Here is a 25,500-nt window from a genome sequence, read left to right as displayed (position 1 = left end):
CCGCGTAGCCTGGCGCCCCGGTGCGCCGCCGCGCGGGTTCGCGCCCCATGACTCCGAGGAATTTCATGACCGCCGACTCACGCCCCGATCAATTCGTCCTGACGCTGTCGTGCCCGAGCGCGGCCGGCCAGGTCGCCGCCGTCGTCGGCTTTCTCGAGCGCCATCGCTGCTACGTCGATGCGCTGAACGTGTTCGACGACGATCTCAGCAACCACTTCTTCGTGCGCTGCGTGTTTCATCCGACGGATGAGACGCTACAGATCGACGCGTTGCGCCAGGAGTTCGGGCCGATCGCGACCGGGCTCGCCGGCGGCGGTGAAGGCGACACGCAATGGGCGATCCACGACGTGAACGCGCGCCCGAAAGTGCTGATCATGGTGTCGAAGCTCGAGCATTGCCTCGCGGACCTGCTGTTCCGCTGGCGGATGGGCGAGCTGAAGATGGACATCGTCGGCATCGTGTCGAACCATCCGGATTTCGAGCCGCTCGCCGCGCAGCACGGGCTGCCGTTCCGCCACTTCCCGATCACGGCCGACACCAAGGCGCAGCAGGAAGCGCAGTGGCTCGATTTCTTCGAATCGAGCGGTGCCGAACTCGTGATCCTCGCGCGCTACATGCAGGTGCTGTCGCAGGAAACCAGCGCGAAGCTCGCGAACCGCGCAATCAACATCCATCACTCGTTCCTGCCCGGCTTCAAGGGCGCGAAGCCGTATCACCAGGCGCATGCACGCGGCGTGAAGCTGATCGGCGCGACCGCGCACTTCGTGACCGACGATCTCGACGAAGGTCCGATCATCGAGCAGGTGGTCGAACGCGTCGATCACGCATTGCGTCCCGAGCAACTGCTCGCGGTCGGCCGCGACGTCGAATGCATCACGCTTGCACGCGCGGTGAAGGCGTTCATCGAGCGCCGCGTGTTCCTGAACGGCGACCGGACGGTGGTGTTTCCGTAAGCACATACATTCGGCGCACGGCCAACAAAAAACCCGACCGGCAGCAACAACCGGTCGGGTTTTTTATCGCCTGACGTTCGACGCTTCGCGCGACGGCTCCGGGTGCGGTGTCCGGATTCGTCACGCGCCGCGCGTGCCGTGGTCAGGTGCTCACTTCACCCACGCGAAGTGGTACGACAGCCAGATCGTGAGGCCCGCGCCGACCAGCGCCGCATACGGCATCAGGTTCAGCCACATCGCGCGCTTCGGCACCTCGAGCTCCATGTCGCGCTGCATCTGCGCCGGGAAACGGCCGCGATCCTGCCAGTAGTGGCGATAGAGAAACACCGGCACGATCAGCAGCATCGCGATCAGCCCGTTGCGCAGCGTGCCTTCGCCCTGCAGGTTCGCACCCGCGCCGACATAGACGAGGTTCGCGTAGCCGCAGATCGAACCGGCGACGAGCAGCCAGGTCGGGCAGCGGAACGGCCGATCCCAGTCGCCGCGATCCATCCGGTGGATCCAGCCGGACTGAAGGTTCAGGAATACGAACAGCATGTAGCAGACGTTCGAGATCGACAGCACCGTCATGTAGTCCGACATCATCAGCAACACGAGGTTGAAGCCGAGATCGGTCCACATCGCCCGCGTGGGCGAGCCGTGCTCGTTCACGTGCGACAGATACTTCGGCAGCCAGCCGTCGACCGATGCCTGGTACAGCGTGCGCGACGAGCCCATCATCGACGTCATCACGATCAGCAGGATCGACAGCATCAGCATCACGACGACCGCATTCGCGACCCATGCGCCGCCGCCGACGATCTTCGCCATCGCGGCCGCGACGCCGGTGCCGTCGCCGATCGACGGATCGAGCATCGCCTGCGTGCCGAGCGCGCCCTGGAACGCCAGCGGCACGAGCGTCATCACGACGAGACACAGCGCGCCCGACCAGAAGATCGCTTTCGCGGTGTCGCGACGCGGATCACGGAATTCACGCGTATAGCAGACGGCCGTCTCGAAACCGTACGACGCCCAGCCGGCCATGAACATCGCGCCGAGCGCCATCGTGACGCCCTGCCCGTTCCACGATCCGAAGGTCGCGGTCGTGAGGTTGCCTTGCGCATCATGACCGAGCGGCAGCAGCGGAAGCAGGTTCGACATCGGCACGTCGCCGGTGACGAACGGCACGATGCCGACGATCAAGAGCGGCGTGAGCGACGCGATGCCGAGGATGCGCTGCGTGCGTGCCGCCTTCGACGCGCCGCTGTGCTGCAGTTTGAACGTGATGAGAAGCAGAATCGTCGCGATGATGAATGTCGCGTTGATTCGAAGGGAAAGACCCGGCTTGATGAACCCGAGGTCCGCAACCTTGAGCTGCCAGTGCAGCACCGCCGCATCGGCGGGAAAGAGACTCGTGAGCGCATAGCTCGCCGCGAGGCCGCAGCCGAGCGCGAGCATCGGCGACCACGCGAGCCAGTTGCACCACACGGAAACCGGGGCAATCAGCTTGCTGTATCGAACCCAGCCGATCGCGCCATACACCGACGCGCCGCCCGATTTATGGGGAAATAGCCCCGATATTTCCGCATAAGTCGCGCTTTGAATCAGCCCCATCGTGATCGCGGCGATCCAGATCGCCCACGCGGGCTGGCCGATCGTCGCGCATACGCCGCCGATCGTGAACAGCACGCCTGCCGGCACACCGCTCGTTACCCAGAATGCGTCTTTCCAAGTCAGGCCACGGTGCAGCGTGTGGCCCGTCGAATCATGTGAGATGGTTGCCTCAACACCACTGGTGCGATTAGCACGCAGTCCTGCCTGATTCATCCAATTCCTCCTCTCGATCAGCGTGAGCGCTTCAGCGCTTACTCCGGTCCGATGCAAAGCAGATGATTCCGCACAAGGGCGCTAGTGTAACAACTTACGCGCATTTTTGCAGAATCGGAAATAGAAAACCGGGATATGGCCGCATGAATTCACGATTATTTCGGATTCCTGCGGGCCACTCCCGGCGTGTTGTTTTATGATTTCGCGCGACGAATCGCCGCGGTCTTACTGTGCGCCTTCAGTCCACGAATTCACGCGGTCCGCATGCGCCGCAATCCATGCATCGGCGGCTGCTTCCGGCTTCGAGCCGTTCTGGATCGCGAGCATCACGCTGTCGATCTCGCCCGGCTTCCACTGGAACTTCTTCAGGAACGCGACGACCGGCTTGGCCTTCGTTTCGAGCTGCGGGTTCACGACGCTGTCGACGTGCTCCGCGCCGCCGAACACCTTCTTCGGATCCTCGAGGAAGCGCAGCTTCCACTTCGCGAACATCCAGTGCGGCGCCCAGCCGGTCACGATCACCGGCTTGTTCGCGCCGACGGAGCGCGACAGCTCGGCCGTCATCGCGCTACCCGAGCTCGGCATCAGCGTGTAGTTCAGGCCGTAGCTCTTGATCGCTTCGTCGGTCTTGCGCATCACGCCCGCGCCCGCGTCGATGCCGACGATCCGGCCGCCGAAGCTGCTTTTCTCGGCATTCAGGTCGTCAATGCTCTTCGCCTTCACGTAGTCGGGGACGATCAGGCCGATCTTCGCGTCGGGAAAGTTCGCGCCGAGATCGACAACCTTCGCCTTGTATTCGCCCCAGTAGGAACCGTGCGTGACGGGCAGCCACGCGGACAGCGTCGCGTCGAGGTCGCCGCGTGCCACGCCCTGCCACATGATCCCGGCAGCAACCGGTACGAGCTGGACCTGGTAGCCGAGCTTCTTCTCGATCACGCGAGCCGCGACGTTCGACGTCGCGACGCTGTCGTCCCAGCCCTCGACGTAGCCGATCTTCAGCGTGGGCTTCGTATCGGCGAGCGCCGACGCGCTCAGTGCCACCATCGCCGACAGTGCGCCGGTCCACAACAGTTTTCCGAACAACTTCATGGTCGATCTCCTTGAAATGCGCACCGTGCGCGTTGTCTCTCTAGGTTCTTCAACCACAATTCCGCGGTATCGTTGTTTTCCGACGGATGCTTGTCCGGGCGCGACGCGACGCCCCGGACATGCAATGGCTTTTTTTGACTATTTGTCGATCACAAGATCCGACAGCGGCTTGCTGCAGCACAGCAGCACCATCCCCTGATCGATCTCGCGCTGGCGGATGCCGCCGTTGTGCTTCATCTCGACCTGCCCCGACACGAGCTTCACCTTGCAGGTACCGCACATGCCCTGCGTGCACGACGCCGGCAGCCGCACGCCCGACTGGCGCGCCGCGTCGAGCACGTGCTGCTCGGAGCCGCACGAAATCTCGCGGTTGCTCTTCGCGAAGCTGACCGTGTACTGCTTCGTTGCGACATCGGCGCCGTCGGCGGCCGGCACGAGTTCGGCGAGCACGTCGTCGCTCGCGGTCTGCGCGAGCGTTTCGAACGAGAAGCTTTCCTCGTGATACTGCTTGCGATCGAAGCCGGCTTCGTCGAGCAGGTCGCGCACGGCCTTCATGTATGGTGCGGGGCCGCACGTGAAGATCTCGCGCTCCATGAAGTCCGGTGCGATCAGTTTCAGCAGCGGCAGCGTCAGGAAGCCCGTGACGCCCGGCCAGTTGGTGCGTGCACCGACACGCTCGACGACGAACGACGTGCGGAAATTCGTATGGTTCGACGCGATCAGATCGAGTTCGCGCGCGAAGATGATGTCGTCCGGCGTGCGTGCGCTGTGCACGAACAGGATGTCGCGATCCTCTGCAAGATCATGGTGCGCGCGGCTCATCGACATCAGCGGCGTGACGCCCGAACCGGCCGACAGGAACAAATACTTGCGCGCCGGATGCCGCGCGCACGTGAATTCGCCGGCCGGGCCGAGCACACGCACCGACGCGCCCGGCTGCAGGTTGTCGTGCAGCCAGTTCGACACCTTGCCGCCCGGCACGCGCTTGACCGTGATCGAGATCGTGTGCGGCCGCGCCGGCGACGACGAGATCGTGTAGCACCGGTTGATCGTCTCGCCTTCGATGTCGAGCTCGAGCGTGATGAACTGCCCGGGCTCGAACGAGAACGCACGGCCCTGCGGCGAACGGAAGAAGAAGCTCTTCACGTCGTGGGTTTCCTGCCGCACGTGGCAGCACACCAGCGTTTCCTCGACGTCGCTCGTCCAGCGCTCCGGGAGCGCGTTCCAGAACGCCGGGTGTGTAACCCGGCTGTCCGCCGGCTCGAAATTGGCCGCATCTCGCATCATGTGTAACTCCGCTTGCTGTTCCGCTGACTACTACGCGCCGGTCTTTTCGGCGAGCCGGCCGATGTACCAGGCCGAGAATTTTTCGACGAGACCTTCCGTGTACGGCGAATACGGGCCCGGCTCGTACGCGCTGCTGGTCGCGCCGCGCTGCGAGAACTCGACGAGCGCGCGATCCTGGTCGTTGGTCGCGTTCCACACGGCCGTCAGGTTCTTCACGTCGTAGTCGATGCCTTCCTTCGCGTCCTTGTGCACGAGCCACTTGGTACGCACGAGCGTCTTGCCGGCCGACAGCGGAATCACCGAGAACGTCACGATGTGATCGCTCATGAAGTGGTGCCACGAGTTCGGCTGCGTCCAGAACGACAGGCCACCGAGGTCGGCCTGTTCGAACTTGCCGAGCAGCTTCTTCGACGCGACCTTCGCGTCGAGCGTTTGCGATTCGCCGCTACGGTCGAGCGGCAGGCGCTGCGTGCGGAAGCCCGTCACGTCGAGCAGCTTTTCGATTTCGGCGGACGGCAGGCCCATCTCGGCCCACTCCTTGCCACGGCGCACGCAGGTTTCCGCGAATGCGTCCATGCCTTCGGCGTTCGCGTCGGAGCGCTGGTAGCCGAAGCCGTATTCGTACAGCGAGATCGTCAGCTCGGGATGGTTCGCGACGCAGTGATAGCACTCGCGGTTGTTCTCCATCGTGAGCTTCCAGTTGCCTTCCTCGATGATGTCGATCTGTGCGGCGATCTTCGTGCTCGGCAGATCGTGCGGCAGCAGATACGGCTCCATCTGGGCGCGCAGCTGCGCGAAATCGACCGGCGGCTCCTCGGCGAGGCAGATGAAGATCAGCCCCGCGAGGTTCTGCACGTGCACCGACTTCAGGCTGTGCTTGCAGCGATCGAACTGCTCGCCCATGTGCTCGGCGAACATCAGCTGGCCCGTCAGGTTGTAGGTCCAGCTGTGGTACGGGCACACGATGTTGCCGACCGAGCCTTTATCCTCGTTGCACAGGCGCGCGCCGCGGTGGCGGCACACGTTGTGGAACGCGCGGATTTCCATGTCGTCGTCGCGCACGATCAGGATCGAGTCGCTGCCCAGTTCCACGGTCAGGTAGTCGCCCGGCTCGGGAATGTCCGGTTCAACCGCAACCTGGATCCAGTGCTGGCGGAAAATCGCCTCCATGTCGAGGGCGAAGATTTCCTCGCTCGTATAGAACGGCGCTTCGAGGCTGTAACCTTCCTTGCGTCGCTCGATCAGTGCACGAATGTCTGCCGATACTTTCATCGTTTGCTCCGGATTCCTTGCGTCCCAGTGTGGTTGCCGACAGGCATCAAAATCAGTAGTCGATGAGCTGATGCTCGCGCAAATACGCGAGGATCACTTGTGCTTTTTCGACTGAACTCCCTTCATTTACGACGTTGCCGCCGCGGCTTTCCGTTGTCGTCGCCGACAGCATCCGGGCATGCCCGGAGCGCTTCTCGGCGGCGACCAGCTTTACGGGTTTACGCTCGATCGGGCCAACCTTCCACGCGCTGGCATCTGCATCCGCGCCGGTCGACGTCAGCGCCGGGCGGATCGCCCCGGCCCGCAGCCGCGCATACGCGTAGCGCGGCGCCACGTTGGCGAGCGGATGGACCGCGACGACGGCAGGCAGCGCCGCGTCGACGCGCCGCCGCAACCCTTTCGGCAAGAATTGCCGGACCGCCGCGCGGCCGCCGTCGATCGTCACGTCGACGGCCGCGCCGACGAGCGGATAGCCGAGCGTCGCGGCAACGCGATACGGCAGCATCCCGGTGTCGTACGCGCCCTCGGCGCGGGTGCCGGTCAGCACGAGGTCGTAGCCTTCGACGCGCGCGGCGAGCGCATGCGCGGCATCGTCGCCGTCGTGGCAGGCCAGCACCTCGACCTGCCGCGCACCGAGCGCGAGGTATTCAGCAAGCGCTTCATTCGCGGGGTCTCCCGCATGGAGCACGTCGAGCTGGGCGCGATGCCGCTCCGCGAGCTGACGGCCGACCTCGAGCGCGGCCGCGTCGTTGCGGCTGTAGCGCGCGGTGCCGCTGACCGGGTGCCGGCCCACGGAGACGAGCACCGCGATGCGTTGCAACTGGCGGGTGGCGTTCATGCTGCGACTCCTTCGGATTCACGGGCGCCGACCGCGGTCGGCGATTGTCCGCGCGACGCGCGCGCGGCCTGCACCTGTTCGATCAGCGCGGCGATCGTCGCCTGCGCGTCGCCCACCACCGTCAGGTTCGCGCGCTTGGCGATCGGCGCGCTGCCGTCGAGGTTGACCGCGATCACGTGGCGGCAGTCCTTGATCCCCTGCAAGTGCTGCACCGCGCCCGAGATGCCGAACGCGATGTACACGCTGGCCTCGACCGTCTTGCCGGTCGCGCCCACCTGCTTGTCGCGCGTGAAGTGACCGTTGTCGACCGCGACGCGGCTCGCGCCGATCGCCGCGCCGAACGCGCCGGCGAGCCGCTCGAACGCGCCGATGTCGGACACGCCGTTGCCGGCCGACACGATGAAGTCGGCTTCCTCCAGCGCGACCTGCGCCGCGTCGATTTCCTCAAGGCCGAGATCGCGGTACGGTTGCGCCGCGTCGCCGGCCGGGCGGATGAAGTCGGCGGCCAGGCGCTCGCCGGCACCGACGAACGGCAGTTTTGCTTCGACCGCGTTCTGCGCAAGCAGGATCACGTCGGGCAAGCCGCGCGTCGCGAACGCACGGCCGGCCTGCGCATACGCGCCAACGTGCTTCGCGTCGATTTCGACCACGTGGGTCGCGACGCTCGCGCCGGCAGCCGCCGCGTAACGCCGGCCCAGATCGCCGTCGCCGGTCGCGTTGTCGGGCACGAACACGTGCTTCGGCGCGAGCGCCGCGGCGCAGGCCTGCAATGCTTGCAATTCGCTTTCGGGCGCAAAGGCGCGACGGTCGAAGTCGGCCAGCTCGATCAGCTTGTCGACGCCGAGCTCCGCTGCGTCATCCTTCAGTTCGCCGAACGCCAGCAGCGCGACTTCCGTCTGCGCGTCGGCGAGCACCGCGGCGGCGGCGACCGCCTGCCGCGCATGGTCGTCGAGCGCGCCGCGCTCGGTGTGCGCCACCACCAGCATCACGTGCTTCGGGTCCTGCACCGGGCGGCGCGGCTTCGCGGCCGCGGCGCCATGACCGTGCGCGGACCACTGCGTGGCGCTCGCGTCGGCGCTGCCTTCCTCGCCCAGCGTGATGCGCTTCAGGCCCGCGGCCGTGATGATGAACGGCCGGCGCGGATCGATTCGTTTGATCGTGTTCATCGATTCACTCCAGCGAGGCGGCAACGAGTTCGGCCACGTCGAGCACGTCGGGGCGCGGGCCCACGACGCCTTCGAGCATCGCCGTGCAGTTCGGGCATCCGACCGCGACCACGTCCGCGCCAATGGCGCGCGCGTCGGCGATGCGGATGTCGGGAATACGCTGCTTGCCCGGGATGTCGGTCAACGGCGCACCGCCGCCACCGCCGCAGCAGCGGCCGCGCATGCCGTTGCGCTCCATCTCGACGACCTGGATGCCGATCGTCTTCAGCAGCTTGCGCGGCGATTCCGTCTCGCCGTTGTAGCGGCCGAGGTAGCACGGGTCGTGATACGTGGTGCGCTTCTCGCGCAGCGCCTCGACGGCCTTCGGTGCGATCTTGCCGCTGTCGGCCAGCTCCGCGAGGTAGGTCGTGTGATGCTTGACCGTCACGCGCAGCCCGAGCGCGCGGTATTCGTTGCGCAGGCTGTGCATCACGTGCGGGTCGGCCGTCACGATCTGCTTGTACGACAGCGAGCCGAGCGTGCCGATCAGGCGCTTCGCCATCTGCTGGAACGTCGCTTCGTCGCCGAGGCGACGTGCGACGTCGCCGGTGTCGGTCTCGGTCCCGCCGAGCACCGCGTAGTCGACGCCCGCCTTGTTCAGCACCTTCACGAATGCGCGCAGCGTACGCTGGTAACGCATGTCGAACGCACCTTCACCGGCGACGAACAGCACATCGACCGGCTTGCCGGGTTGCGCAACGGGTGCATTCAAGTCGACCGACCAGTCGTAACGTGCAGCCGTGTCGTAGCCGCCCATCGTGCCGGTCTCGCGCAGGTTCGCGAGCACTTCCTGGCCCTTGCCCGGCACCGTGCCGTGCACCAGGGTGCGGTTGCGGCGCATGTCGACGATTGCGTCGACGTGCTCGATCAGCATCGGGCACTCCTGCACGCAGGCACGGCAGGTCGTGCACGACCAGAGCGTCTGCTCCTCGATCAGGCCGGACACGATCGGGCCGTTCGGCTCGCCGCGATGCTGGCCGACCGCGAGGCCCGGCGTCGGGCTGCCGGCGTACGCGGCGTCGGTGCCGCCCGCCATGCCCACGACCAGATCCTGGATCAGTTTCTTCGGGTTCAGCGGCTGGCCCGATGCGAACGCGGGGCACGCGGCCTCGCACTTGCCGCACTGCACGCACGCGTCGAAGCTCAGCAGCTGGTTCCAGCGGAATTCGACCGGCTTCGCGACGCCATACTCCTCGTGCTCGATGTCCGGCAGCTTCAGCGCGGTCGGCGGCGTGGCCGTGCCGTTGCCCGTGAACGATTCGCGGGTGGCCGCGAAACGTTCCTGGCGCGGGTGGAATGCGAGGTGCAGCAGGCCGGCGATCGCGTGCTTCATCGGGCCGCCCTTCGCGGCGCCGACGGTCATCGTGAATGCACCGGCGCCGATCAGCAGCGCGCAGAGCACCGCGAACGCACCCGACATCGCGCCGGCCGGCACGACCATGAACAGCACGAGGCCGAGCGCGAACGAGCCGAGCAGCCAGGGCAGCGCGTTCCACGGGCCGCGCGACAGGCGGGCGGGCACGTCCTTGGCCGCACGGCGGCGCCAGACGAACACCACGCCGACGAGCATCGCGAGCGCCGCGAGGAAGATCAGCTTGTCGAGCCACGGCGAGTAGATCGCCAGGCCGTAGTTGACGAACACCAGCGCGAGCGCGGCGATCGCGCCGCCGGCGGTCGCGACGTGGGTCTTCGCGATGTACGGATCGCGGGCAACCACGTGGTGCAGGTCGACGAAATAGCGCTTCGGGATCGCGAACAGGTTCGCGACGCCGAACGAGCCGGGCGCCGTCGCGCGCCCGAGACGCCAGTAGGACGAGCGCTTCGCGACCGCGAACGCGAGCCCCGCCACCGACAGCCACAGCAGTGCGGTAATGAGGAAAGCCGGATTCATCTTTAGAAATCCTTGACGAGACGCAGCGAGTCGTAGATCGCACCGTGGACGTTGTGCATCGAGATGCAGTCGCCGACACGGAACAGCAGGAAGCGGCCGTTGCCCAGTTCTTCCGACAGGCACGGCTGCGGCTCGGCCGCGAACAGCGTGTGCGGATCGATCTGGCCGTGGTTCACCGACTCCGGCTTGAGCTTCCAGTACAGCTCGTCATTCGGCGACGAACCGTTCTCGATCACCACCTGGTCGACCGCGCGCTCTTCCAGTTCCTCGGTGTATTCGTTGCGCAGCACTGCGATCATCTTGCCGTTTTCCTCGTACACGCGATCGAGCATGGTGTTCGGCGTCGGGATCACGCCGAGCGCATACAGGCGGCGATAGAAGATCGGGAACGTCGTGCCGCCGCAATCGTCGGCCACCTTCACGTCGGGGGTCACGACCTCGACCTTCGAGCCGCGGCTGGCCATGAAGTCCGCCACGCCGGCGCCCGCATGCGTGCTCACGCCGTCGAACAGCAGCACGTTCTGCTTCGGCTCGACCTTGCCGGTCAGGATGTCCCACGAGCTGACGGCCAACCCTTCGGCCACGCCCCAGGCCGGCACCTGCCACGTGAAGCTCGAGCCGCCGGTCGCGAGCACGACGATGTCCGGCTTCTCGGCCATGATCATCTTCTCGTCGGCGGCGACGCCCAGGCGGCGATCAACGCCTAGGCGCTTGGTTTCCATGTCGAACCAGCGAATGATCCCGGACATCTGTTCGCGCTGCGGCGCCTTCGCGGCGATCATCACCTGGCCGCCCACTTCGGTGTTCTTCTCGAACAGCACCACGTCGTGGCCGCGCAGCTTCGCGACGCGTGCGGCCTCGAGCCCCGCGGGGCCCGCGCCGACCACCACCACCTTGCGCTTCGGGCCGCGCGACTTCTCGATGATGTGCGGCATCGTCGCTTCGCGCGACGTCGCGGCGTTCTGGATGCAGAGCACGTCGAGGCCGTTGTACTGGCGGTCGATGCAGTAGTTCGCGCCGACGCACTGCTTGATTTCGTCTTCCCGGCCGTCGCGGATCTTGATCACCATGTGCGGATCGGCGATCTGCGCGCGCGTCATGCCGACCAGGTCGATCATGCCGGTGGCGAGCAGGCGCTCGGCCTGGCCCGCGTCACGGATGCTCTGCGCGTGCATCACTGGAATCTTCACCACCGACTTGATGCCGGCCGCGAGGTGCACGAACGGCTCCGGCGGCAGCGCCATCGGCGGCATGCAGTTGGCGATCGTGTTGTGCGTGTCGCCGCCCGACCCGACCACGCTCAGGTAGTCGATCAGGCCCGTCTCCGACATCGCCTGCGCGATTTCCTTCAGTGCCTCGTGATCGAGACCGTCCTCGTGGAATTCGTCGCCGCACATCCGCAGGCCGACGCAGAAGTCCTTGCCGACCGCTTCGCGCACGGCCGTCAGCACTTCGATGCCGAAGCGCAGACGGTTTTCGAGGCTGCCGCCCCATTCGTCGGTGCGATGGTTCGAACGCTTGCTCCAGAACTGGTCGATCAGGTGCTGGTGAGCGGCGGAGATCTCGATGCCGTCCATGCCGGCTGCCTTCACGCGCTTCGCGGCCGCCGCGAAGTCGCCGATGATGCGGCGGATTTCCTCGATCTCGATGATCTTCGCGTTGCCGCGGTGCACCGGCTCGCGCACGCCCGACGGCGACATCAGATGCGGCCAGTGCTCGCCATGGAACGACGAGCGGCGGCCCATGTGCGTCGCCTGGATCATGATCTTCGCGCCGTGCTTGTGCATCGTGTCGGCCAGGCGCGTGAGCGGGTCGATGATCTTGTCGTTCGACAGGTTCACCGACTTCCACCAGCCCTGCGGGCTGTCGATCGACACGGGGCTCGAGCCGCCGCAGATCGCGAGGCCGACGCCACCCTTCGCCTTCTCTTCGTAATAGCGGATGTAGCGGTCGCCCGGCAGGCCGCCCGGCTCGGCATACACCTCCGCGTGCGCGGTGCTGACGATCCGGTTGCGCAGCGTCAGCTGGTTCAGCTGCATGGGTTTGAACAGGTGGGGATAACGCATCGCAGGCGACCTCTGGCGTTCGAATGTCTCGTGTTGCGGGTGTTGTTGTGTTGCTGTGTCGTGATGTCAGCGCATCAGTGCGCGATCGGCGACACTTCGAAGACGCAGTGGTCGTGGTGTTCGGCCGCACACTGCACTTCCTTCGATTGCGCGCGCGGCGCGCCCTTGCCTTCCGGCGTCGTGTCGTTGACCCAGTCCATCGCGCCGGCGAACCAGCCCGCGAACATGTAGCAGAGCTTGCCTTCCTTGCCAGGCTGCTGGAGCACGAACGACGAGTGGCGCAGCTCGATCTTCGCGCGCGCGCTGGCCGGATCGGCCTCGATGATCGAGAACAGGCCCCAGCCGCGTTGCGACAGGCGCTTCAGGTAGTGCTCGAACACGGCCATGCCGGTCAGCCCGTGCAGCTTCGCTTCCTTGTCGCACCAGTGGTATGCGGACTTGTAGCCGGCCTTGTAGAGGATCTCGGCATACGCCTCGACGCCGAGCGCTTCTTCGACGGCGACATGGTTGTTCGTGAAGAAGTGGCGCGGCACGTACAGCATCGGCAGCGCGTCGGTGGTCCAGACGCCGGTATCGGGATCGACGTTGATCGGCAGTTGCGGTTGCATCGTGGTGACTCCGTGAGGAAAAAAGGCCGCGCGGTTCTGGCGCAGGCACGACATCGTCCGCGTGCCCGCGCTGCAAGCGCCGGCACGTCCCGATTGTTCTTGTGTTGAATCGCGGGCGGCGGTTCGGGTCGGCGGGCGCTTACGCGCCCCACACGTCCTTGAACACGCGCACCCAGTTCTCGCCCATGATCTTGCGGATGCGCGACTCCTTCCAGCCGTGGCGTTCCATCGCCGCGGTCAGGTTCGGGAATTCGCCGATCGTGCGGATGCCGTCCGGGTTGATCACCTTGCCGAAGTTCGTCAGCTGGCGATAGCGGCCCTTGTCGTGCGTCAGCATGTCGAAGAATTCCTTCGCGAAATCCTGCGTGAAGTCCGTGCCGATGCCGACCGCGTCTTCGCCGATCAGGTTCACGACGTAGTCGATCGCCTCGATGTAGTCGTCGATGTTCGCCTCGATCCCGCGCTTCAGGAACGGCGCGAACATCGTCACGCCGACGAAGCCGCCGGCGTCGGCGATTTCCTTCAGCTGTGCGTCGCTCTTGTTGCGCGGATGTTCCTTCAGGCCCGACGGCAGGCAGTGCGAATAGCACACCGGCTTCTTCGAGAACGCGATCGCTTCCGACGACGTGTTGCCGCCCACATGCGACAGGTCGACCATGATGCCGACGCGGTTCATCTCGGTGATCACTTCGCGGCCGAAGTCGGACAGGCCGCCGTCACGCTCGTAGCAGCCCGTGCCGACCAGGTTCTGCGTGTTGTAGCAAAGCTGCACGACGCGCACGCCCATGTCGGCGAACGCCTCGATGTAGCCGAGGTTGTCCTCGAATGCGTGCGCGTTCTGGAAGCCGAGGATGATGCCGGTCTTGCCTTCCTTCTTCGCACGGAAGATGTCGTCGGTCGTGCGCACCAGCGTCAGCAGTTCGCCGTTGTCGCGGATCTTCTTCTTCATCACGCCGATGTTGTCGACGGTCTTGGTGAAGTTCTCCCACACCGACACCGTGCAGTTCGCGGCCGTGATGCCACCCTTGCGCATGTCCTCGAACACCGGCTTCTCGAACTTCGAGATGTTCAGTCCGTCGATGATGATGCTGTCCTGATGCAGCGTGCTCATATCTGCCTCTCGCTCCAGTTTCTGCTTTTGTGGGGGTCGTCGATCAGTAAATCGGGAAGCGCTCGCAGAGCGCGAAAATCTCGCGGCGCACACGCTGTTCGGTCGCGTGGTCGCCTTCCGGGTTCGCGCGCAGCGCGTCGAACACTTCGAGAATCAGGCGGCCGACCTCGCGGAACTCCGCGACGCCGAAGCCGCGCGTCGTGCCGGCCGGCGTGCCGAGGCGGATGCCCGACGTGACGGTCGGCTTCTCGGTGTCGAACGGAATGCCGTTCTTGTTGCAGGTGATGCCCGCCCGTTCCAGCGCCTGCTCGACCGGCGCGCCCTTCAGGCCCTTCGGGCGCAGGTCGACCAGCAGCAGGTGGTTGTCGGTGCCGCCGGTGACGAGGTCCACGCCGCCCGCCTTCAGCACTTCGCCAAGCGCCTGCGCGTTCGCGAGCACGTTGTCGATGTAGGTCTTGAAGTCCGCGTGCAGCACTTCGCCGAACGCGACGGCCTTGCCGGCGATCACGTGCATCAGCGGGCCGCCTTGCAGGCCGGGGAACACGGCCGAGTTGATCTTCTTCGCGATCTCTTCGTCGTTGGTCAGCACGAAGCCGCCGCGCGGGCCGCGCAGCGTCTTGTGCGTGGTCGACGTGACGACGTGCGCATGCTCGACCGGGTTCGCATGGCGGCCGGCGGCGATCACGCCCGCGATGTGCGCCATGTCGACCATCAGCTTCGCGCCGACGCTGTCGGCGATCGCACGGAAGCGCGCGAAGTCCAGCGCGCGCGGGTACGCCGAGAAGCCGGCGATGATCAGGTTCGGCTTGTGCTCGTGCGCGAGCGCTTCAACCTGGTCGTAGTCGATACGCATCGTGTCGCGGTTCACGCCGTATTGCACGGCATTGAACCACTTGCCCGACAGCGCCGGCTTGGCGCCGTGCGTCAGGTGGCCGCCGGCGTCCAGCGACATGCCGAGCACGGTGTCGCCCGGCTTCGCCAGCGCGAGCATCACCGACCCGTTCGCCTGCGCGCCCGAGTGCGGCTGCACGTTCGCGTAGCCGGCGTTGAAGATCTGCTTCACGCGCTCGATCGCCAGCGCCTCCACCTCGTCCGCGAATTCGCAGCCGCCGTAGTAACGCTTGCCCGGATAGCCTTCCGCATACTTGTTGGTCAGCACCGAACCCTGCGCCTCCAGCACCGCGCGCGACACGATGTTTTCCGACGCGATCAGCTCGACTTGCGACTGCTGGCGCTCGAGCTCCTTCAGGATGGCGCTGCGCACCGGAGCGTCGCGCTCGGCGAGGGGCTGCGAGAAGAAAGGCTGGGTGTTCGACATAGTGCGTCCGTGACGAAGAATAAAGGGCGTGCAACCGAAGCTCGAGGCCCGCCATACCTGGGTTTCCAGCGCATCCAGTGCAAGGCTGCCGACGGCTCTATTCTTGTCGTTCGGATTTTCGGCGGATTGATGAATTTAGACGCGTTCTTTGCCTTTTCCGCCATGCGCGTCCGTTTTGTACAAGTGACCGGTCGTGCTTTTTCCGATGACGAAGCAAACCGGCGTGTGCGGTTTGTCCACGGACAGGCACTTCGCCGGTGCCTGAGCTGCGCGTCAAGGGTGCAGCGCAGCCCGCTTACGGTGCAGTGCAGCATCCGCCTTCCACCCTTACGACGTATGCAGCTAGGGTTTAGCCGTATGGCACGCTTGTTGCGCTCGCTCACACAATACGGCAGCCCGATCCGTGCCTCTCGGGCCAAAAGCTATTAGAGATTCAAGGAACGCCCCCATGTCGCCCGACCGCACAGCGTCGCTGTCCCACTTCGCGTTCATGCCTTTACCGAACTTCACGATGATCGCGTTCACCAATGCGATCGAGGTGCTTCGGATGGCGAACTACCTGAGCGGCCAGCCGCTCTATCGCTGGTCGATCATCAGCCCGGAAGGCGGCCCGGTCACGGCGAGCAACGGCCTCACGGTCGACACGGGCCCGGCCGAATGCGTGGGGCAGCCGGATATCGTATTCGTGTGCGGCGGTGTCGACGTGCAACGCGCGACCACGCCCGCCCATCTGTCGACGCTGCGCCGCTTCGCGCGCATGGGACTGCCGCTCGGCAGCCTGTGCACGGGCACCTATGCGCTCGCGAAGTCGGGGCTGCTCGCGGGCTATGCATGCGCGATCCACTGGGAAAACATGTCGGCGCTGAAGGAAGAGTTTCCGGACACGCGCTTCCTGAAGGAACTGTTCGTGGTCGACCGCGACCGCATCACGTGCACGGGCGGCGTCGCGCCGCTCGACATGATGCTGAACCTGATCGCCGCGCGCGTGGGCACCGCGCGCGTCACGCAGATCGCCGAGCAGTTCATCGTCGAACACGTGCGCGACACGAGCGCGCAACAGCGGATGCCGCTCGTCGCGCGGCTCGGCTCGGCGAACAAGTCACTGTTCGAAGTGATCTCGCTGATGGAAAACAACATCGAGGAGCCGCTGTCGCGCGAGGAACTCGCACGACTCGCGAACATGTCGCAGCGCCAGTTGCAGCGCCTGTTCCGCGAGCATCTCGGGATGACGCCCACGCACTATTACCTGACGCTGCGGCTGCGCCGCGCGCGCGAGTTGCTGCTGCAGACCGACATGTCGATCATGCACATCACGATGGCGTGCGGCTTCCAGTCGGCCTGCCACTTCAGCAAGAGCTATCGCGATGCGTTCGGCGTCGCGCCAACGCGCGAGCGCCGCAAGCAGGTCGCGCCGCTCGCGCAGGGCGCGGCGGCTGCCGCACCGGCGTTTCCGGCGCATGTGATTCACGCGTGACGCGGGCGCGGCGCGATAAAAAAGGCGGCCTCGAGGGCCGCCTTTTTGCTGGTGCTTACGATCCCCACACCTGCATTTCGTCGAGCGAGTAACCCCACTGCGTCGCCCGCTTCGTGCCGAGCATCCGCACGTAGCGGCCCTGCGCGTTCAGGTTCGGCAGCGTGACGTGACCGTACGACACGCCGTTGTTCGTCGAGTAGACCGTCGTCCAGTTCGCGTTGTCGGTCGACGTCTGGATCTGGTAGACGAGCGCGCCCGCGTCCCAGTAGAGATCGACGCTGCTGATCTTCTTCACCGCGCCGAGATCGACGGAGATCCACTGCGGATCGACGCCCGTGCCTTCCGGCGAATCCCAGCGCGTGCTCGTCGTGTTGCCGTCGAACGCCTTGTCCGCCGTCAGCGATGCGTTGTAGCTCGCCGACGCAGCAGCCGGACGACCTTGCGACAGCAGCATCCGCTGCGCGGCGGCCGGGCCACCGTAGTAGCTCGAGCCGAGCTTCGCCTTGGTCGTGTCCGCATTCACGCCGAACTGCGACAGGCTCCAGCGCTGGCCGGTGGTCACGTCGCCCACATAGAGCTGATAGCCGCCCGCCGTCGTCGACGAGAAGAACACGTAGTTCGTGCCGCTCACCGGCGCCGGATCGGAGTTGTTGCTCATGCAGTCGCTGATCGGCAGCGCGTTCGGCGTCGACGCCGGATCCGCGGTCTTCGCATAGATCTGGTCGGCACCGCCCGTGTCCTTCCAGCGCGCATAGAAGACCATGCCGTCGCCGCGTACGATCGGATAGTAGGTCTGCAGACCGGCCGGATGATCGAACACCGCCGTCGTGCCGGTCGTGATCGTGCGCTTCATCAGCCCCATGTTCGAGCCGGTGCCCGTCGCGTAGTAGACGGCGCTCGCGTCCGGCGCGAGGAACGGCATCGAGTATTCGGCGCCCGCCGGTGCGTTGGTCAGGCTCACGACCGACGTGAACACCGGGCCCGTGCTCGTGTACGACAGCGTGCCCTGCTTCACGTCGCCGTTCTGCTTGAACACGAGCGTCTTGCCGTCGGCGCTGAACTTCGGATCCTCGTTGCGCGTCGCGCCCGTGCTGTTCGTCAGGTTGACCGGCGGCGTGCCGGCGCCGAGCTGCAGCATGAACACGTTCCAGGCGCCATTGCTGATGCCCATGAATGCAAGCCACTTGCCGTCGGGGCTGAACACGCCGTTCATCGGATCGGTGATGCCCCAGCTGCTCTTGCTCAACTGCGTGAGCGTGCGGGCCGAAAAGTCGTACAGGAACAGCTGGCTCGTGCCGTCGCCGTACTTGACGTAGCTGTGATAGACGAGCTTGCCGGTCAGTGCGGCGGGAAACGACGCGTTGGATTGAGTCGGGGGATTGTTGATGCAAGCCGCTTCGGCGGCGCCGCCGAGCAGGTTGAGCGCGAGGCCGGTAACGAGGCCCGCGACGAGGAACTTCGATTTCACGCTGATTGCTTCCGGGTAAGGTAAGGACGTTGCGCACCCGGTCCCGCACATGGTGCGCGGTCGTCACGGATCCGCCGTCAGGGGGCGTGAAGACCGTATCGATCACGCATCGGGAATAAGGCTTGCGAAGAATGCCGGTTCGCTGGTCTGAAGAAAAGGATCAGAGTCGGCCGAAAACGTGCGTATCAGAGGGTTGCGGATGAACGATTGGGGGCGGGATTGAACGCGGCGGACGCCGTGCTACTCTTTTTTCAGCGACGGCCGTGATCGGCCGGAGGCCAGGCATGAAGCGATATGCGGTGCTCGCACAGACGATTGCCGATTCGATCCGGCGCGGCGACCTGCCGGCAGGCGCACGCATTCCGACCGTGCGCTCGGCATGCAGCGCCTATCGTGTGAGTCCTTCCACCGTGTTTCGCGCGTACTACGCGCTCGAAAGCGAGGGCTTGATCGTCGCGCGCGCGCGTTGCGGTTATTTCGTTGCGAACCTCGATGACAAGCGTGTGCGCGCGGGTCGCGACACACCGCGCAAACCGGCTGCATCACAGACCGGCGGCGACGATGCGCTGTTCCAGCTGATCGACTCGCTCAAACGCGACGACATCGTGCCGCTGGGTTCCGCGTTCGCCAGCTATTCACTGTTTCCGATGAGCAGCCTGTGGCGATATGCGGCGACGGCCGCCCGCAACATGGACCGCGAGAAACTGCTGGCCGGCCTGCCGCCCGGCAACGAGGCGCTGCGCCGCCAGATTGCGTTGCGGTACCTGAACGCGGGCGCGGCGTTGCCGATGGAAGAAATCGTCATCACGACCGGCGCGGCGGAAGCGCTGACGCTGAGCCTGCAGGCGCTCACGCGCCCTGGCGACCTGGTCGCGATCGAACGCCCTGCCTTCCCCGCGGTGCTGCAAGCCGTGCAGCGGCTGCATCTGAAGGCTATCGAGATTCCGGTTGATCCGCGCACCGGCCTCGATCTCGACGCGCTCGCCGACGTGCTCGACACGCATCCGGTGCGCGCGTGCTGGTTCATGACCTCGTTCCACAACCCGACCGGCGCGACGCTGCCCGACGAGCGCAAGCGCCGGCTGATCGAACTGCTCGCATCGCACCAGGTGCCGCTGATCGAGGACGACGTGTTCGGAGAACTACATTTCGGCCCGACGCCCACGCGCCCCGCGAAACTGTATGACGACAACGGGCTCGTGCTGCATTGCGGTTCGTTCTCGAAGTGCCTCGCCCCCGGTTTCCGGGTCGGCTGGGTCGCCGCCGGACGTTACGTGAAGCAGATCAGGCAGGTGAAGAACGCGAGCGCGCCGGCGGCGGACGTGCCCGCGCAGATGGCCGTGTCCAGCTATCTGCGCAACGGCGCGTACGACCGCTTCCTGCGCAGGCTCCGGCTCAACCTCGCGGCCCACCAGGCGCAGATGCTCGCGGCCGTTCGCGCGTACTTCCCGGCCGACACCGAGGTGTATGCCCCGCGCGGCGGATATTTCCTGTGGATCGAATTGCCGCCGCACGTGGATGCGATGCAGTTGTTCGGCGACGCGATGGAGAATGGGGTCAGCCTCGCGCCCGGGCCGATCTTTTCGATGACGGGCGCCTTTCACCGCTACGTCCGGCTGAACTATGGCCGACCGTGGACCCCTGCCGTCGAGGACGCGATGCGCACCATCGGAAGGCTCGCGGGGCGGCAACAGCAGACGAGGTAGCAACGATCATGCAAGTCCTGCCCAACCGGAAAGTCCGCACGCGCGACACGCTGCGCGGCGCACTGAACCTGCGTGCCGAGCCGCGCGCCACCGTCAGCCAGCGCTGCCGGCAGTGCGGCTTCATGGCGTTCCGCGCCAGCGAGCAGTGCCCCGTCTGCGGACAGGGAGGCTGGCCGTTCGCGCCGCTGCGCCGATCGAACGACGATGCGCCCGCCGCGCAGGCCACGCCTCCGCACGAGGCGCAGCCGGTCCCGACGTGGTCGTCGCGCGTCGCGGCCGCGGTGCGCGGCGCGGCGGTCCAGCGGCCGCGCGCGTCGAGCGCGCCGCTGCTGAGCATCCTGACCCTCGTGATGCTGGTCGGCGGCTATGTGACGTATGACCGGACGTGCCGGGTGGATCCCGTCTGTCGCGGACCGGGCGCGTCTCGCCCGGTGACGGCTTACGCCAGTCTGCATGCGGCTGACGCGCCGACGTTGCCGGTCGGGCCCGTGCCCATCCAGGCATTTCATCCGGCCGAGCGCGCGGCAGTCGACGCCGATCGGCTCGCCGACGCCAACGTCGACACCGACGCCGATCGGTCGAGCAAGGCCGCTCAGCCCGGCAATGCGGGCACGCCCCGACACGCGGCAGGACGCCCGATGACGACGCTCGCGCGGCACGCGCCGCCGGTTCACGGGCCGGACAGCGCGCGCGGCGGCGGCATCCGCGTCGCCGACTGGAAAGGCGGTGCCACCGCGACGCGACGCGGACACGCGATACGCCGCGTGACCCTGCATACGCGTCATGGTCGGCGCGCGATGGCGAGCGGGGCCGAAACGGCGATGATCTATCGCGGGCATTGAGCGCGCGGCGCACGGCGACCGCAGCCACGCCCACGACGAAAAACGGGCGGCACCGTCTCCGGTGCCGCCCGCTTCATGCCCGTCGTTCGTGCGTCAGGCCGCCAGCAAGCCGTGCGGATCGATCACGAATTTGCGCGGCGCGCCGCCGTCGAACTTCTTGTAGCCTTCCGGCGCCTGGTCGAGCGAGATCACTTCGACGTTGACGATCTTCGCGATCGGCAGACGGTCGAACAGGATTGCCTGCATCAGGTTGCGGTTGTACTTGAGCACCGGCGTCTGGCCCGTGAAGAACGAGTGCGACTTCGCCCAGCCGAGGCCGAAGCGGATGCTCAGGCTGCCGTGCTGCGCGGCCTTGTCCTTCGCGCCCGGATCGTCCGTCACATACAGGCCCGGGATGCCGATCGCGCCGGCCGGCCGCGTGATTTCCATCAGCGAGTTCAGTACCGTCGCGGGCGCTTCCTCGGAATGGCCCGACGAACCGTGGCCGTGCGCCTCGAAGCCGACGCAGTCGACCGCGCAATCGATCTCCGGCACGCCGAGGATCTGCTCGATCTGCTCGCCGAGCGACGCGTCCTTCGACAGGTCGACCGTCTCGAAGCCCATCGCCCGCGCGTGCGCGAGGCGTTCCGCGTTCATGTCGCCGACGATCGTCACCGCCGCGCCGAGCAGGCGCGCCGACGCGGCCGCCGCCATGCCGACCGGGCCCGCCCCCGCAATGTAGACCGTCGAGCCCGGCTTCACGCCCGCGCTCACCGCGCCGTGATAGCCGGTCGGAAGAATGTCGGAGAGGCAGGTCAGATCGCGAATCTTCGCCATCGCCTGGTCGCGGTCGGGGAATTTCAGCAGGTTGAAGTCCGCGTACGGCACGAGCACGTACTCGGCCTGGCCGCCGATCCAGCCGCCCATGTCGACGTAGCCGTAAGCACCGCCGGCACGCGACGGGTTCACGTTCAGGCACACACCCGTATGCGTGTCCTTGCACATCGCGCAGCGGCCGCATGCGACGTTGAACGGCACCGACACGAGATCACCGATCTTCAGCGTCTCGACGTCCGGGCCCACCTCGACTACTTCGCCCGTGATCTCGTGACCGAGCACGAGGCCGACCGGAGCGGTCGTGCGGCCGCGCACCATGTGCTGGTCGGAGCCGCAGATGTTCGTGCTCACCACTTTCAGGATGACACCGTGGCCGATCGCGCGGCCGGTCGGATCGACCATTTTCGGATAATCGATCTTCTGCACTTCGACCTTGCCCGGCCCAAGATAGACGACACCTCGATTGCTGCTCATCGTATTGTCTCCATGTCTCGTTGATGGCGCTGCCGCGCGCCGACGGATGCGGCGCTACGCAACGTGCTGTTCGAGAGTAGTCCCGGAGGTGGGGGCCCCGATGTCTCAAACGCGACATGCGTTTGAACGGTGCCGACATCCATGGCGGAAACACGAAAGTCGGGTCAGGAAAGACGGCCGGAGTGCGCGATCGTGCACGGCACGGAACGCGTGAGCGCGCGACCCGGCCGATCGGCGCGAGCAGGCCGCCCCGTCGGTCGGGTGCGCGTTACCCGCCCTGATTCTCGCGAACGATCGCGGCGGCCGCCGCTTCCGCGTCGCTCGCCACCCCGTCGTGCACGCGCGTACTGACGGCCGGCGTCGGCGGCTCGCTGTCGAGCGCATGGCCGTCGCGGTTGCGCGTATCGACGGTCGCACGCATCGACAGCCCGACCCGCAGCGGATGCGCGGCCAGATCGCGGGGATCGATCGCGATCACGACCGGCACGCGTTGCACGACCTTGATCCAGTTGCCGGCCGCGTTCTGCGAGGGCAGCATCGAGAACGCGCTGCCGGTGCCGGCCGAGAAGCCCTGCACGCGGCCGCGATAGGTCACGCGCGAGCCGTAGAGATCCGACACGATCTCGACCGGCTGCCCGATGCGCATGTGGCGGATCTGCCCTTCCTTGAAATTTGCCTCGATCCACAACTGACTGAGCTGCACGATCGACATCAGCGGCACGCCGGGCCCGACCTGCTGGCCGACCTGCACCGAACGTTGACCGATCGTGCCGTCGACCGGCGCGACGATCGTCGTGCGCTTCAGGTTCCGGTACGCGAGCTTGAACTGCGCGGCCGCCTGCACGACGGCCGGGCTTTCGTCGACGGGCAACCGGGTGCCGAGCGCGCGCGCCGCATCGAGCTGCGCCTGTGCGGCCGCGAGATTGGCCTGCGCACCGGCGACCGCCGCGCGCGCGCGCGCCAGTTCCTCCGGCGCGACGATCTCGACCGACGCGCCCGAGCGCGCGGCGAGCGCGCGCTGCGCGAGCGACAGGTCGGCCTGACGCGCGGTCACGGCTTCGACGTACATCGTGTTCGAGATCTTCGCGTTCGCGACCTGCCGCACGGCCTGCACGAGTTGCGCCTTCGCCTGTGCGAACGCAACGGACGCCTCGGTGTCGTCGAGCCGCACCAGCGTCTGCCCGGCACGCACGGCCTGCGTATCGGCGACCAGCACGTCGGTCACGGTGCCCGGAATCTGCGCCGCGACCTGCACGATGCTGCCTGCGACGTACGCGTCGTCGGTGTCTTCGTAATAGCGGTCATGCAACAGCCAGAACGCGATCCAGACGAGCGCGGCCAGCAGCACGACCGCGAAGAACAGCGTGAAGCGCTTGCGGCGCGTCGCCCGGCGCGCGTCGAGTGCGGGATCGTTCAGGGCAGCCGGCTGCGCGGCGGTATGAAGGTTGTCGTGGTGCATCAGTCGCTTTGCGTAACGATCAGGCGGTCATGCTGGAACAAGGGGATCGGCGGCATGGCCGACGGGCCCGGCGCTGGATTCACTGCCGCCGTGCGCGCGGAAACGGGGGCGCCGCGAGGCGTCGCGCCGACGGCCGGCGTGCGGGCCGCGTCGTCGCGTCGTGCAGCCGCCGCATTCGATGCTGCGACGACCTGCGGGACGGCCACGCTCCGCGCACGCGCATCGGCCGACGGCCCCGCCACCGACTGGCTGGTGGTCGCGGCGGCGGTCGGTGCGGTCGTGGCGGTCGCAGCCGCCACGACGGGCGCTGCGGATGTGGCGATCGAAGCACCCCGCTTCGCCGCCCCGCCGCGCGCCCGATGCACGGTCGGCGCCTGCGCGACCGTCGCGCCTGCGTCGAACCCGCCGCCCAGCGCACCGATCAACCCGACACGCAGCGTCCGCTGTCGGCCGAGCAACGCGATCATCTGTGCGCGCTCGTCGATCAACGTGAGATCCGCGACATCGACGTCCTTCTGCATCAGCACGCCGCGCCGATGACGGTCAGTCGCAATCTCCACGATCTTTTGCGCGGCCGCGACCGCGTCCTGCTGCTGCGCGACGAGCGTCTGCGACGTACGCAGAGACGTGACGATCTGCGCGACCTGACCGAGCGCGTCGTCGACGGTCTTGTTGTACAGGCCGATCGCGACGTCGGCCTGCGCGACGTCCGCGCCGAGCTTCGCCTTCAGCCGGCCGCGATCGAACACCGGCAGCGAGATCGCCGGGCCGACGGAGCCGCCAAGCGCGTCGCGCGAGAACAGCGACGCGGGCGTCAGCGCGAACACGCCGCCGAGCGCGACGAGATTCACGTCCGGATAGAACTGCGCGCGCGTCGAATCGGCATTCGCGAACGCGGCCTCGACACGCAGCCGCGCGGCGACGATGTCGGGCCGACGGCCCAGCAGATCGGCCGGCAGCCGCGCGGGCAGCGCGCCGCCGGCCAATGCGCCGACGCGCGGCCGCTGCAGCGCGAGCCCGCGCTCCGGGCCGCGGCCCGACAGCACACCGAGCTGCAGTTGCGCGAGCTTGATCTGCTCGTCGTTCAGCGCGATCTGCGCGAGCAGTTTGCTGCGCTTGATCGATGCGTCGCTCGCGTCGTACGCGTTGTCGAGCCCGCGCGCGGTTCGCTCGCGCAGCACGGCCGTCACGCGCTGACTGACCTTCAGCTTCTGCTGCAGCAGATCCTGCGTCGCGTACGCCTGGTCGAGCTGGCAGTACACGGTGACGATCGCGACCGCCAGCGTGAGCCGCACCTGCTCGGCTTCGACCCGCGCCGCTTCACGCAGCGACATCAGGCTCTTCGTCGCCGCGCGGTTCTTGCCCCACAGGTCGAGCTGGTAGTTGAGCCCGACGAACACCGACGACGGCGATACGTTCGGATCGCCAAATATCTCGACGGGCACGCGATAGCCGCCGACCGAAACGTTGGCGACGTCGTCGCCCGGCTTCGGCATCCGCGCGCGGCTGATCGTTGCGCCGGCCGTGCCCGTCAGCCCCGTCAACGAATCGAACTGCTGAAGCTGCGCCTGCGCGATCCGCAACCGCGCCTGAGCGACCTGCAGGTCGGGATTGTTTTGCGATGCCTCGGCGACCAGCGCGTCGAGCTGCGGATCCTGCAGTTGCTTCACCCAGTCGGGTGCGGGCCACGCACCGTTCATGCCGAGGCCGGCCGTGTGCGCGAGCGCATCGTCGGCCGGCGCGCGCAACGACAGCGACGGCAGGAAGCCCGTCGGCACACATCCGCCCAATGCCATCGCCGCCGCCGCGGCGCCGAT

Annotated in this window: 19 protein-coding genes; 4 read left to right on the top strand and 15 right to left on the bottom strand. The window is 66.6% G+C overall.

Features of this window, described 5'->3' with window-relative positions:
• The first annotated feature begins 65 nt into the window (after nt 1-65).
• Nucleotides 66-953 (top strand): formyltetrahydrofolate deformylase, encoded by an 888-nt coding sequence (gene purU / locus DIE08_RS04510; protein ID WP_059600242.1) that lies wholly within the window; start codon nt 66-68, stop codon nt 951-953.
• A 150-nt stretch (nt 954-1,103) separates the two neighbouring features.
• On the opposite strand, the gene DIE08_RS04505 is transcribed toward purU, so the two are convergent.
• The 11 genes from DIE08_RS04505 to DIE08_RS04455 all read right to left on the bottom strand — a co-directional run bounded on the left by DIE08_RS04505 (nt 1,104) and on the right by DIE08_RS04455 (nt 15,444).
• Entirely contained in the window at nt 1,104-2,759 is a 1,656-nt protein-coding gene (locus DIE08_RS04505) for an APC family permease (protein ID WP_124901115.1), read from the bottom strand.
• Nucleotides 2,760-2,984: 225 nt separating this feature from the next.
• Nucleotides 2,985-3,848 (bottom strand): glycine betaine ABC transporter substrate-binding protein, encoded by an 864-nt coding sequence (locus tag DIE08_RS04500; protein ID WP_059692033.1) that lies wholly within the window; start codon nt 3,846-3,848, stop codon nt 2,985-2,987.
• A 138-nt stretch (nt 3,849-3,986) separates the two neighbouring features.
• The gene (locus tag DIE08_RS04495; RefSeq protein ID WP_059600245.1) at nt 3,987-5,135 is read right to left on the bottom strand and encodes a hybrid-cluster NAD(P)-dependent oxidoreductase; all 1,149 of its coding nucleotides are present in this window, start codon (nt 5,133-5,135) and stop codon (nt 3,987-3,989) included.
• 30 nt (nt 5,136-5,165) lie between these two features.
• On the bottom strand, nt 5,166-6,407 hold the full coding sequence (locus tag DIE08_RS04490) for an aromatic ring-hydroxylating dioxygenase subunit alpha (RefSeq protein WP_124622131.1): 1,242 nt from the start codon (nt 6,405-6,407) through the stop codon (nt 5,166-5,168).
• Between the two features lie 52 nt (nt 6,408-6,459).
• The gene (locus DIE08_RS04485; protein WP_124901114.1) at nt 6,460-7,245 is read right to left on the bottom strand and encodes an electron transfer flavoprotein subunit beta/FixA family protein; all 786 of its coding nucleotides are present in this window, start codon (nt 7,243-7,245) and stop codon (nt 6,460-6,462) included.
• The gene (locus DIE08_RS04480; RefSeq protein ID WP_124901113.1) at nt 7,242-8,411 is read right to left on the bottom strand and encodes an electron transfer flavoprotein subunit alpha/FixB family protein; all 1,170 of its coding nucleotides are present in this window, start codon (nt 8,409-8,411) and stop codon (nt 7,242-7,244) included. Before DIE08_RS04480 ends, DIE08_RS04485 begins: the two co-directional genes overlap by 4 nt.
• Before the next feature lie 4 nt (nt 8,412-8,415).
• Nucleotides 8,416-10,341 carry a (Fe-S)-binding protein gene (locus DIE08_RS04475; protein ID WP_124622137.1) on the bottom strand — a complete coding sequence of 642 codons (1,926 nt, stop codon included), beginning with the start codon at nt 10,339-10,341 and terminating at the stop codon, nt 8,416-8,418.
• 2 nt (nt 10,342-10,343) lie between these two features.
• Entirely contained in the window at nt 10,344-12,407 is a 2,064-nt protein-coding gene (locus DIE08_RS04470) for an NADH:flavin oxidoreductase (RefSeq protein WP_059600250.1), read from the bottom strand.
• 74 nt (nt 12,408-12,481) lie between these two features.
• On the bottom strand, nt 12,482-13,015 hold the full coding sequence (locus DIE08_RS04465; protein WP_006488993.1) for a DUF5943 domain-containing protein: 534 nt from the start codon (nt 13,013-13,015) through the stop codon (nt 12,482-12,484).
• A 139-nt stretch (nt 13,016-13,154) separates the two neighbouring features.
• Nucleotides 13,155-14,126 carry a dipeptidase gene (locus DIE08_RS04460; RefSeq protein ID WP_034186088.1) on the bottom strand — a complete coding sequence of 324 codons (972 nt, stop codon included), beginning with the start codon at nt 14,124-14,126 and terminating at the stop codon, nt 13,155-13,157.
• Between the two features lie 43 nt (nt 14,127-14,169).
• On the bottom strand, nt 14,170-15,444 hold the full coding sequence (locus DIE08_RS04455; RefSeq protein ID WP_059600252.1) for a serine hydroxymethyltransferase: 1,275 nt from the start codon (nt 15,442-15,444) through the stop codon (nt 14,170-14,172).
• 448 nt (nt 15,445-15,892) lie between these two features.
• Here DIE08_RS04455 and DIE08_RS04445 point away from each other — a divergent pair, with 448 nt between their 5' ends.
• The gene (locus DIE08_RS04445; RefSeq protein ID WP_059600253.1) at nt 15,893-16,918 is read left to right on the top strand and encodes a GlxA family transcriptional regulator; all 1,026 of its coding nucleotides are present in this window, start codon (nt 15,893-15,895) and stop codon (nt 16,916-16,918) included.
• Nucleotides 16,919-16,973: 55 nt separating this feature from the next.
• Here the strand turns inward: DIE08_RS04445 and DIE08_RS04440 are convergent, their stop codons facing one another.
• A complete protein-coding gene (locus DIE08_RS04440) occupies nt 16,974-18,386 on the bottom strand; it encodes a discoidin domain-containing protein (protein WP_124901112.1) in 1,413 nt (470 codons plus the stop codon).
• A gap of 284 nt (nt 18,387-18,670) precedes the next feature.
• On the opposite strand from DIE08_RS04440, the gene DIE08_RS04435 reads away from it, so the two are divergent.
• Both DIE08_RS04435 and DIE08_RS35495 read left to right on the top strand, forming a co-directional pair.
• A complete protein-coding gene (locus DIE08_RS04435; protein WP_124901111.1) occupies nt 18,671-20,092 on the top strand; it encodes a PLP-dependent aminotransferase family protein in 1,422 nt (473 codons plus the stop codon).
• Between the two features lie 8 nt (nt 20,093-20,100).
• Complete coding sequence (locus DIE08_RS35495) at nt 20,101-20,934, top strand: ATP-dependent serine protease (protein ID WP_185715830.1); 834 nt, start codon at nt 20,101-20,103, stop codon at nt 20,932-20,934.
• A 93-nt stretch (nt 20,935-21,027) separates the two neighbouring features.
• Here the strand turns inward: DIE08_RS35495 and fdhA are convergent, their stop codons facing one another.
• From fdhA to DIE08_RS04410, 3 genes are all read right to left on the bottom strand, one after another.
• Nucleotides 21,028-22,224 (bottom strand): formaldehyde dehydrogenase, glutathione-independent, encoded by a 1,197-nt coding sequence (gene fdhA / locus DIE08_RS04425; protein ID WP_059600256.1) that lies wholly within the window; start codon nt 22,222-22,224, stop codon nt 21,028-21,030.
• A 268-nt stretch (nt 22,225-22,492) separates the two neighbouring features.
• A complete protein-coding gene (locus DIE08_RS04415) occupies nt 22,493-23,683 on the bottom strand; it encodes an efflux RND transporter periplasmic adaptor subunit (RefSeq protein WP_124901108.1) in 1,191 nt (396 codons plus the stop codon).
• Nucleotides 23,683-25,479 carry an efflux transporter outer membrane subunit gene (locus DIE08_RS04410; RefSeq protein ID WP_409360391.1) on the bottom strand — a complete coding sequence of 599 codons (1,797 nt, stop codon included), beginning with the start codon at nt 25,477-25,479 and terminating at the stop codon, nt 23,683-23,685. Before DIE08_RS04410 ends, DIE08_RS04415 begins: the two co-directional genes overlap by 1 nt.
• Between the last annotated feature and the right edge of the window lie 21 nt (nt 25,480-25,500).

This window comes from Burkholderia sp. Bp9004 (assembly GCF_003858025.1).
Classification (GTDB): Bacteria; Pseudomonadota; Gammaproteobacteria; order Burkholderiales; family Burkholderiaceae; genus Burkholderia; species Burkholderia diffusa.
This window is presented reverse-complemented; position numbering and strand designations above follow the sequence as displayed.

Coding starts and splice junctions, on each gene's coding strand:
- purU (WP_059600242.1), top strand. CDS start 66: ATGACCGCCGACTCACGCCCCGATCAATTCGTCCTGACGCTGTCGTGC.
- DIE08_RS04505 (WP_124901115.1), bottom strand. CDS start 2,759: ATGAATCAGGCAGGACTGCGTGCTAATCGCACCAGTGGTGTTGAGGCA.
- DIE08_RS04500 (WP_059692033.1), bottom strand. CDS start 3,848: ATGAAGTTGTTCGGAAAACTGTTGTGGACCGGCGCACTGTCGGCGATG.
- DIE08_RS04495 (WP_059600245.1), bottom strand. CDS start 5,135: ATGATGCGAGATGCGGCCAATTTCGAGCCGGCGGACAGCCGGGTTACA.
- DIE08_RS04490 (WP_124622131.1), bottom strand. CDS start 6,407: ATGAAAGTATCGGCAGACATTCGTGCACTGATCGAGCGACGCAAGGAA.
- DIE08_RS04485 (WP_124901114.1), bottom strand. CDS start 7,245: ATGAACGCCACCCGCCAGTTGCAACGCATCGCGGTGCTCGTCTCCGTG.
- DIE08_RS04480 (WP_124901113.1), bottom strand. CDS start 8,411: ATGAACACGATCAAACGAATCGATCCGCGCCGGCCGTTCATCATCACG.
- DIE08_RS04475 (WP_124622137.1), bottom strand. CDS start 10,341: ATGAATCCGGCTTTCCTCATTACCGCACTGCTGTGGCTGTCGGTGGCG.
- DIE08_RS04470 (WP_059600250.1), bottom strand. CDS start 12,407: ATGCGTTATCCCCACCTGTTCAAACCCATGCAGCTGAACCAGCTGACG.
- DIE08_RS04465 (WP_006488993.1), bottom strand. CDS start 13,015: ATGCAACCGCAACTGCCGATCAACGTCGATCCCGATACCGGCGTCTGG.
- DIE08_RS04460 (WP_034186088.1), bottom strand. CDS start 14,126: ATGAGCACGCTGCATCAGGACAGCATCATCATCGACGGACTGAACATC.
- DIE08_RS04455 (WP_059600252.1), bottom strand. CDS start 15,444: ATGTCGAACACCCAGCCTTTCTTCTCGCAGCCCCTCGCCGAGCGCGAC.
- DIE08_RS04445 (WP_059600253.1), top strand. CDS start 15,893: ATGTCGCCCGACCGCACAGCGTCGCTGTCCCACTTCGCGTTCATGCCT.
- DIE08_RS04435 (WP_124901111.1), top strand. CDS start 18,671: ATGAAGCGATATGCGGTGCTCGCACAGACGATTGCCGATTCGATCCGG.
- DIE08_RS35495 (WP_185715830.1), top strand. CDS start 20,101: ATGCAAGTCCTGCCCAACCGGAAAGTCCGCACGCGCGACACGCTGCGC.
- fdhA (WP_059600256.1), bottom strand. CDS start 22,224: ATGAGCAGCAATCGAGGTGTCGTCTATCTTGGGCCGGGCAAGGTCGAA.
- DIE08_RS04415 (WP_124901108.1), bottom strand. CDS start 23,683: ATGCACCACGACAACCTTCATACCGCCGCGCAGCCGGCTGCCCTGAAC.
- DIE08_RS04410 (WP_409360391.1), bottom strand. CDS start 25,479: ATGGCATTGGGCGGATGTGTGCCGACGGGCTTCCTGCCGTCGCTGTCG.